The sequence below is a fragment of the Deinococcus sp. genome (genome assembly GCF_030523985.1).
Classification (GTDB): domain Bacteria; phylum Deinococcota; class Deinococci; order Deinococcales; family Deinococcaceae; genus Deinococcus.
This window is the reverse complement of the sequence record NZ_JAUNHK010000048.1, coordinates 11234-20563: the sequence shown is the minus strand read 5'-3', so window position 1 is coordinate 20563 and position 9330 is coordinate 11234. Positions and strand designations below refer to the sequence as shown.

The window sequence follows — 9330 nt, the reverse complement described above, 5'->3', positions numbered from 1 at the left end:
CCGCCCTCGCGCCCGACGCCGCTGTTTTTCATGCCGCCGAAGGGAACGTGGGGGGCGCCAGCACTGGGCAGGCCGTCATTAATACCCACGATGCCGTATTCGAGGGCTTCGGCCACCCGGAAGGCACGGGAAAGGTCGCGGGTGTAGGCGTAGGCCGCCAGGCCGTACTCGCTGGCATTAGCGAGCCGCAGGCCCTCCTCCTCGGTGTCGAACACCACGACGGGCGCGACCGGGCCGAAGGTTTCCTCGCGCAGGATGACCGAGTCGGGATGCACGCCCGTTAGGATGGTCGGCTCGAAAAACAGCCCCTCGCGCACCTGCCCCCCGGTGGTCGCCTGGGCGCCGCGATTCAGGGCGTCTTCGACCTGTGCCTTGACCTTGTCGAGTCCGGCCTGTTCGACCAGCGGCCCGACCTGGGTCTGGTCGTCGAGCGGGTCGCCCATCTTCAGCGCCGCCGTCTTTTCGGTCAGCAGGCGAGTAAATTCCTCGGCCACCGAGCGCTGCACATAGACCCGGTTCGTACACACGCAGGTCTGTCCCGTATTGCGGAACTTGCTGGACAGGACTTCGCTGGCGGCTTTTTCCAGGTCGGCGTCCTCAAAAACCAGAAAAGGTGCGTGCCCGCCGAGTTCCAGGCTGACACGCTTGATGGTGCGGGCGGCCTGTTCGTAGAGTTTGCGGCCCACCTCGGTGCTGCCCGTGAAGGTCAGTTTGCGCACCCGTTCGTCCTCCATCATGGGACGAGTCAGCGCGGCGGCGTCGTTGGTGGGCAAGACCTGAAACGTGTTGGCGGGGCCACCCGCTTCCAGCCACAGTTCGGCCAGGTACAGCGCGGTCATGGGCGAGAGTTCGGCGGGTTTGAGAATCATGACGCAGCCCGCAGCCAGGGCCGGAGCTGCCTTGCGGGTGATCATGCCCGCCGGGAAATTCCAGGGCGTGACCGCGTACACGATGCCGACGGGTTCCGAGATGGTCAGGCCGCGCTTGTGGGGAAAACGGAGGTTGATGCGCTCACCTGAAATTCGCCCGGCTTCCTCGGCGCACCACTCCACGAAACTGGCGGCGTAGTGCACCTCGCCCCGCGTCTCGCTGATGGGTTTGCCCATTTCCAGCGTCATCAGGCGGGCGAGTTCTTCCTTGTGCTCCAGCATCAGGTCGAACCAGCGCCGCAGCACCAGCCCGCGCTCGTAGGGGTTGACCTTGCGCCACGCCCTTTGCGCTTCGGCGGCGGCGTCTATGGCCCGCTGCGCGTCGGCGGGGGTGCAGTCGGCCACAGCCGCAACCTTTTGCCCGTTGCCAGGGTGAATCACGTCGAAGGTCTGCGCGGCGTCGCGCCACTCGCCCGCAAAATAGGCGCGGGTGCGAATCACCGATTCGTTGGTGGGGGTCATGGGCTTCAGTGTAAAAGACCCGCCTCCTTCTGACCGGCGCAGTACATCGAACCTAACATTTCGCATTTTCGGGACAGAACCGAAAACGCTTCATTCCCGGTTCGACGTATTTCTTCGATACTCGCTTCGCTCGGTTCATCTTGAGATGAACTTCGACCTACTCAGGTTCTGTTTCGCTGCTGGCGCACCTGTTTGCGCAGGACGTGCTTGAGCACCTTGCCGCTGGCGGTTTTGGGCAGGTCGTCCACGAAGCGCAGCTGGGTCGGCAGGGCGCAGGCGGGCAGGTGCGGGGCGCAGAAACTCAGGATTTCGCCGGGCTGCACCTGTGCGCCGGGTTGCAGGGTGACGAACGCGCAGGGCAGGTCGTGGCCCTGGGGGGCGCGGGTCGCCACCACCACCGCCTCACGCACGCTGGGGTGGCGGTACAGCACCGCCTCGATCTGGGCGCTGGAATAGGGTTGCCCGCCCAGATTCAGCAGGTCGCCTTCGCGGTCGAGGATGTCGAGGCTGCCGCTGGGTCGCCTCACCGCGAGGTCGCCCGTGTGCAGCCAGCCGTCTTTGATGGCGCGGCGGGTGGCCCGCGGGTTCTTGTAGTAGCCCTTCATGACCTGGTTGCTGCGAATGACGATCTCGCCGGGGGTTTGCCCGTCGTGCGGCACGTCCTGCCCGTCTTCGCTCACCACCCGCACCTCTCCGGCAAAGGTCATGGGGTGCCCCTGCCAGCTCAGGGGTTCAGGCGCGTCGGGGCCGCCTGCGGGGTTGAGGGTGACGAGGGCCGAACTCTCGGTCAGGCCGTAGCCGTGCATCACCTCGAAGCCCTGGGCTTGCAGGGTGGCTGTCAGGGGCGAGTGGGGCCGCACCCCGGCCACGACCAGCTTGACCGGATGGGGGAGACGCAGCGCCGCTCCGCCTTCGAGCAGCGGCGACAGCCACGCCGGGGACGCGCACAGATGGGTGACGACGCCGCTTTCCAGCACCGGGCGCAGCCCTGCGGGGTCGGGCAGGGTGTGGTGGGTGCCGCCCGCCGCCGTGACCGCCCACGCCATGCCCCAGCCGTTGCTGTGCGCCAGCGGCACGGTATGCAGCGCCTGAGCGCCGGGGCGCAGGTCGAGGTGGTAGAGCAGGTTGGTCAGGTTCAGGAAGGCGGCGCGGTGCGAAATCATCACGCCCTTGGGGTCGGAGGTGGTGCCGGACGTGTAGTTGATGCTGATGGCCTGGTCTTCGTTCAGGGCGTGCGGCACCCGCCAGGGCAGGGGAGGGTGCGCTTGGAGCTGCGCCTCCAGCTGGGCGTCATCCCCGATGACGACGACGGGCACCCCCAGCGCTTCCAGTGTGCTGTGGACCCGCGCCAGCAACCCGGCGTCCACCAGAACCACCTGCGGGTCGGCGTGCGCGACCAGAAAATTCAGCGATTCGTCGTCGAAGGCTGGATTGAGCGGCACGATGACCCCGCCTGCCAGCGGCACGGCATGAAAGGCGGTCACGGCGTACAGCGTATTCGGCGAAATCAGAACCGCGTGACCGCCGAGTTCCAGGCCACGTTCTCGCAGCAGGGCGGCGAGTCGGGCGCTCTGCTCGCCCAGTTCGGCATAGGTGACTTCGCGGCCCCGGTCACGAACCGCCGGACGGGATGGATGCAGGGCGAAGGCGCGGCAAAGCGGTTCCAGAGGCGTGAGGGGGATTTTCACGGTGCCGCTATTGTGCTCCCTTTTCCGGCAAGTAGAGCAAGGCTAAAAGCCTGCGAATTGTATAGACAAAAAATAGATTTCGATTCCTCAAGACTAATCGGTCTAGACAACCATTGACTGTTTCTTGAACCGGCTCCCCCATAATCAATCCCATCCCAAAGCCCAAATTTCTTGCCGACGGGGAGCGTCGGGCGAGTCCAGGCCGGACTTTTGCCCGCCCTTTTGCCCGCTTGGATGTTTTCTGTTTGGAGGTGTCATGCCGCAACTACACGTCGAGAACGTGACCCTGCAATTCGGGGGTCTCAAGGCGCTGACCGAGGTCAGTCTGGTGGTGCCCGAGGGCGAAATCGTGTCCATCATCGGCCCCAACGGTGCAGGCAAGACCTCCATGCTCAACTGCATTTCGGGCTTCTATCACCCCACGCAGGGCCGCATCACCTTCGGTGAACATGACCTGACCCGCGCCGCGCCCAACGTGGTCACCAGCTACGGAGTCGCCCGCGCCTTCCAGAACCTCGAACTGTTCCGGGGCCTGAGCGTGGTCGAGAACCTGCTGCTCGCCCGCCACACCCACCTGCGCTACGGCCTGCTCGACTCGCTGCTGTTCTACGGACGCGCCAGCAAGCAAGAAGCCTTCAACCGCGCCTATGTCGAGCGGGTGGTGGATTTCATGGAGCTGGAACAGTACCGCCACCACCCGGTCGGCACGCTGGCCTACGGCATTCAAAAGCGGGTGGAAGTGGCGCGGGCGCTGACCCTCGCGCCCAAGCTGCTGCTGCTCGACGAACCGATGGCAGGCATGAACGTCGAGGAAAAGGAAGACATGGTGCGCTTCATCCTCGACATTCAGCGCGAACAGGGCATCACGGTGGTGCTGATCGAGCACGATCTGGGCGTGGTGATGGACATTTCCGATCGGGTCTATGTTCTCGATTTCGGGCAGCTCATCGCCTCGGGCACGCCCGCCGAGGTCAGCGCCAACCCCCGCGTCATCGAGGCGTATACCGGGGTGGCCGAACACGTGCCCTTCGAGGGTGCCCAGCCGCCCCAGGGGGTAAGCGCGTGACCGCCCCCCAGAGCCACGTGGCGGGCCACCTCACCGCGCCCCAGAACGAGATTTTCGAGAACCGCAACCTGCTGGGCGACGTGACGCGCTTTACCATCCCGCAACTGCTGGCCGAGCGGGCGCGGCTGTCGCCCACCGGGGTGGCGCTGCGGCACAAGCAGTTCGGCATCTGGAACGAGACGACCAACGCCGAATATCTGGAGCGTGCCCGCGAGGTCGCGGCGGGCCTGCACGCGCTGGGGGTGCGGCGCGGCGAAAAAGTCGCCATCATCGCCGAAAACATTCCGGCCTGGGTGTTCATGGAAATCGGGGCGCAGGCCCTCGGCGCGGTCAGCGTGGGCGTGTACCAGAGCAGCGTCGCCAGCGAAGTCAAGTATGTCGTCGAGTACACCGACGCCGTGGTGGTGCTCGCCGAAGACGAGGAGCAGGTGGACAAGCTGCTCGAACATCGCCACGACCTGCACCCGGCACACGGCGGACAGGTGCGGAAGGTGATTTACGAAGACGGACGCGGCATGGCCAAGCACGCAGGCGACGACTGGTTCATGAGCTTTGGGGAACTGCTCGAACTCGGGCGGCGGCAGCCCAGCGACATTTTCGGCACCGAAGCCGCCCTGGGTCACCCCGACGACGTGTGCCACTTCAGCCTGACTTCGGGCACCACCGGACTGCCCAAGGCCGCCATGCTGACGCACCGCAACCTGCTCTACATGGGCAAATCGCTGGGCCAGGTCGAAAAGTTCCAGCCCGGCAACGACTCTCTGTCTTTCCTGCCGATGGCCTGGATCGGCGAACAGATGATGACCATCGGGGTGGCGCTGGCGGGCGGCATCACGGTCAACTTTCCCGAGAGCAGCGACACGGTCATGCACGACCTGGTCGAAATCGGCCCGCACTTCATGTTCGCGCCGCCGCGCATCTGGGAGGGCATTCAGTCGCAGATGTTCATTCGGATGCAGGAGAGCTACGGCCCCAACCGCGCCATCTACCGCAAGCTGCTGCAGTGGAGCACCGACGCCGCCGACGCCTCGCTCCAGGGGCGCAGGCCCGGCGGTCTGGTGGCCTTCAAGCGCTGGCTGGCCTACTGGGGGCTGACCCGCCCGCTGCTCGACCAACTGGGACTGCTGCGGCTCAAGCACGCCTACACCGGGGGCGCGGCGCTCGGGCCGGACGTGTTCCGCTTTTACCACGGGCTGGGCGTGAACCTCAAACAGATTTACGGGCAGACCGAGAACATCGGCATCGCCTATGTGCACCGCGACGGCGACGTGCGCTTCGACACGGTGGGCAAGCCGCTGCCGGGGGGCGAGTGCCGCATAGACGAGAGCGGCGAAATCATCAGCCGCAGCCCCGCCGTGTGTCAGGGCTACTACAAGAAACCCGAGGCCACCGCCGAAACCATCCGTGACGGGTGGCTGCACTCGGGGGACGCCGGGCGCATCACCGCCGACGGGCACCTGCAGGTCATCGACCGCCTCAGCGACGTAATGCAGACCGCATGCGGCGAGCGGTTCAGCCCGCAGTACATCGAAAACCGCCTCAAGTTCAGCCCCTACATCAAAGAAGCGGTGGTGCTGGGCGACGGGCGCGACGAAGTGACCGCCATCCTGAACGTGGACCCCATGACCGCCGGGCAGTGGGCCGAAAAGCAGCGCCTGGCCTACACCACCTACATGGACCTGAGTTCCAAGCCTGAACTCGCGGCCCTGATTGCGGGCGAGGTGCAGCAGGCCAACACCCGCCTCGAACCCCACGAACGCATCAGCCGCTTCGTGCTGCTCTACAAACTGCTCGACGCCGACGACGAGGAACTCACCCGCACGGGCAAAGTGCGCCGCAAGGTCATCGCCCAGAAGTACGCGCCCGTGGTCGAAGCCCTTTACGACGGCAGCCATGAGAAGCAGGTCGAAGCCGTCTTCAAGTACCAAGACGGTCAGGAACAGCGCGTGCAGACCCGCCTCACCGTTCATCCGGTGCCGGGCATGGCTCCTGCGGCCCGGCCCGCCCCCCCTGCGGCTCCCCTCGCCCACGCTTGAGCGTCATAAGGAGACTTTGAAATGGAACTTTTACCTCAATTGCTCATCGCGGGCGTGGTCATCGGCTCGATTTACGCGCTCGCGGCGCTGGGCTTCGTGCTGATCTACAAGTCCAGCCGCGTCATCAACTTCGCGCACGGGCAGATTATCGCCACCGGAGCCTTCATCGCCTTCGCGCTGACGCAGGCGGGCGTCAACTTCTGGCTGGCGGGCCTGCTGTCCATGGTGGTGACTTTTGCGCTGGGCATGCTGATCGAGCGGGTGTTTCTGCGGCGCATGGTGGGCGAACCGATCATCTCGGTCATCATGGTCACCATCGGCCTGAGCAGCGTCATTGAGGGGTTGATTCACCTCACGCCTTTCGGTGCGGGCAATTTTTCTTTCACGTCCCCCGCCATCCTGAGCGGCGACGGCGTCAACCTGCTGGGGGCCACCCTGGGCCGCACCCAGATTGCGGGCGTGCTGGCGGCGCTGGGACTGCTGGGCGCGTTTACCTACTTCTTCAACAAGTCCACGCTCGGCATCACCATGCGGGCGGTGGCCGACGACCAGATGGCGGCCATGTCGGTGGGCACCTCGGTGGAGCGCGTGTTTGCGCTGGCCTGGGGCGCGGCGGGCCTGACGGCGGCGGCGGCGGGCGTCATCCTCGGCCTGATGAGCGGCCTGACCCTCGGCGGGCTGTCGGGCATCGGCCTGATGGTGTTTCCGGTGGTCATTCTGGGTGGCCTCGACAGCGTGCTGGGGGCCATCGTGGGCGGCATCCTCATCGGCATTCTGGAAAACCTGGCGGCGGGCTACCTCGACCCCTACGTGCCCGGCGGCGGCACCCGCACCGTGTTTCCCTTCCTGATTCTGCTCGTGGTGCTGCTGCTGCGTCCCTACGGCCTGTTCGGAACGAAGGAGATCGAACGTGTGTAACGGCGTAGATAGGAGATGGTTGAGGGTTGATGGAAAAAACCGTCTCTCCTCTATCAACCATCATCCATTCACCATTATCCCCTCCGCAGGAGGCCACTGATGCCCGCTTCCCGCTTTACCCAGACCGGCAACTACCGGGTGCGTTATCAGCAAGACCAGACCATTTTCGCCACGGCCTCCGAGCAGGCGAGTCTGGTGGCAGGGCTGCTGCTGCTGCTGGCGCTGCCGTACCTGATGACGGCGCTGGGCCTGCCCAAGACGCTGCTGCGCGACCTGGACATGATCATGATTTTCGCCATCGCCGTGATTGGGCTGAACGTCACGACGGGCTACACCGGCCTCATCAACATCGGGCAGGCCGCGTTCATGGGTGTCGGGGCCTATGCCACGGCGCTGGCGGCCACCCGGCTGAATCTGCCCTTTTTCGTCGCCATTCCGCTGGGGGGCCTCGCGGCGGCCCTGGTCGGCACGGTGGTCGGCCTGCCCAGCCTGCGCCTCAAGTACCTTTACCTCGCCGTCGCCACGCTCGCCTTTCAGGTCGTGTTCGAGTGGTCGGTGGGCCACCTGCCGATTCTGGCGCAGGGCAGCGCCATCGCCCTCGAACCGGTGCAGGTGTTCGGCGTCAAGGCCACCTTCTTCAACCACAACCTCGTCTGGTACTACATCATCCTGCCCGTGCTGGTCGGCTTGGCGCTGCTGTGGCGCAACGTGCTGCGCACCAAGCATGGGCGCTCGCTGATCGCCGTGCGCGACAACGACCGCGCCGCCGCCGCGATGGGCATCAACCCCGGCACCGCCAAACTCACCGCCTTCATGATCGGCTCGTTCTACGCGGGCATAGCGGGCGGCCTGTTCGCCTACTTCCAGAAGGCCGTGGTCATCGAGGACTACACGCTGCACACCTCGGTGCAACTGCTGGCGATGGCGATTGTGGGCGGTCTGGGCAGCCTGCCGGGTTCCTTCCTGGGGCCGCTCTTTATCGTCGCCCTCGACCGGGTGATGGGCGGGCTGAGCGGCTGGATCAGCGAAAAACAACTTTTCCCGCAGGGGGTAGACGCGGCCACCGCGCTGCGGCCCCTGGCGTTCGGGCTCTCCATCGTCCTCTTCCTGATGTTCGAGCCACGCGGCCTCGCCAACTGGTGGCGGCTGGTGCGGATGTACTTCAAGAAGTGGCCCTACAAGTTCTAGACGGCGAAAGAGCTGCCGACCCCCTAGCCATCTGCCCTCTGCTCTCGGCCATCTGCCATCCGCCTTCTCCCCGTTACCCGGAGGTAACCCATGAAAAAGCTCCTGACCCTGTCCGCCCTCGTTCTCGCCTCTCTCGCCAGCGCCAAGGACGTGACCCTGGTGTGGTCGGGTGCGATCACCGGCCCCACCAGTGATGCGGGCGCGAGCTACGGCGCGGGCGTGGAGGACTACTGCAAGTACGCCAACGCCCAGAAGATGATTGCGGGCACGACCCTCAAGTGCGTGGTGCGCGACGACCAGTACAACAACGCCAACACCCAGCGCAACTTCGAGGAGTTCGTGGGCAACGAGCAGGTGCCGATTTTCCTGGGCTACGCCACCGGGGGCATGCTGCAACTCAAGAGCATCGTGCAGGAAACCAAGGTGCCGACGCTGCCCGCCAGCTACCACATCGGCCTGATCGACCCGCCCAACAACGGCTACATGTTCCTGCCCATCGCCAGCTACTCCGAAAATATCGTGGGGCTGCTCGAATACATCGCCGCCAAGGACAAGGGGGCCAAGGTCGCCCTGATCGTCAACCCCAGCCCCTTCGGGCGTGACCCGGTGGTGGATGCCCGCAAAGCCGCCACCCGCCTGGGCCTCAAAATCACCGACGTTCAGGAGGTCGGGGCCAACAACCTCGACAACACCGCGCTGCTCAAGCGCATGGAGTCGCAGGGCGTCAAGTACGTCATCAACCAGAACACCGCTGGGCCGGTCGCCAACATCCTCAAGGACGCCAAGCGCCTCGGGCTGCTCGGCAAGATGCAGTTCATGGGCGCGCACTACGCGGGCGGCGAAGACCTGACCAAACTCGCGGGCGACGCCGCCAAGGGCTTTATCTGGGCCACCAGTTACTACCTCTACGACGAGGGCGACAAACCCGGCATCCAGCTCGTCAAGAAAATCGGCAGCCAGTATGGCCGCAAGGCCGACACCATCCGCAGCGTCCACTACACCTCCGGCATGCTCGCCGCCGCCATCGCGGTGGAGTCCATGAA

Annotated in this window: 7 protein-coding genes; 5 read left to right on the top strand and 2 right to left on the bottom strand. The window is 65.2% G+C overall.

The genetic code is table 11. The features are described from left to right. A partial coding sequence (locus Q4C89_RS08650; protein WP_303102203.1) for an NAD-dependent succinate-semialdehyde dehydrogenase occupies positions 1–1391 on the bottom strand: 1391 nt, incomplete at its 3' end. Between the two features lie 161 nt (positions 1392–1552). Then, entirely contained in the window at positions 1553–3079 is a 1527-nt protein-coding gene (locus tag Q4C89_RS08645) for an AMP-binding protein (protein WP_303102202.1), read from the bottom strand. Between the two features lie 256 nt (positions 3080–3335). On the opposite strand from Q4C89_RS08645, the gene Q4C89_RS08640 reads away from it, so the two are divergent. The 5 genes from Q4C89_RS08640 to Q4C89_RS08620 form a co-directional block, all read left to right on the top strand. Continuing rightward, positions 3336–4145, top strand: a complete 810-nt coding sequence (locus tag Q4C89_RS08640) for an ABC transporter ATP-binding protein (protein WP_303102201.1) — start codon at positions 3336–3338, stop codon at positions 4143–4145. Beyond that, complete coding sequence (locus tag Q4C89_RS08635; protein ID WP_303102200.1) at positions 4142–6181, top strand: AMP-binding protein; 2040 nt, start codon at positions 4142–4144, stop codon at positions 6179–6181. The genes Q4C89_RS08640 and Q4C89_RS08635 overlap by 4 nt, the downstream gene beginning before the upstream one ends. A 21-nt stretch (positions 6182–6202) precedes the next feature. After that, positions 6203–7099: a branched-chain amino acid ABC transporter permease gene (locus Q4C89_RS08630; RefSeq protein WP_303102199.1), complete on the top strand. Its 897-nt coding sequence runs from the start codon at positions 6203–6205 to the stop codon at positions 7097–7099. A gap of 99 nt (positions 7100–7198) precedes the next feature. Next, a complete protein-coding gene (locus Q4C89_RS08625) occupies positions 7199–8287 on the top strand; it encodes a branched-chain amino acid ABC transporter permease (RefSeq protein WP_303102198.1) in 1089 nt (362 codons plus the stop codon). A gap of 90 nt (positions 8288–8377) precedes the next feature. Next, positions 8378–9330: ABC transporter substrate-binding protein (locus tag Q4C89_RS08620; protein ID WP_303102197.1), on the top strand; the 953-nt coding region annotated here is incomplete at its 3' end.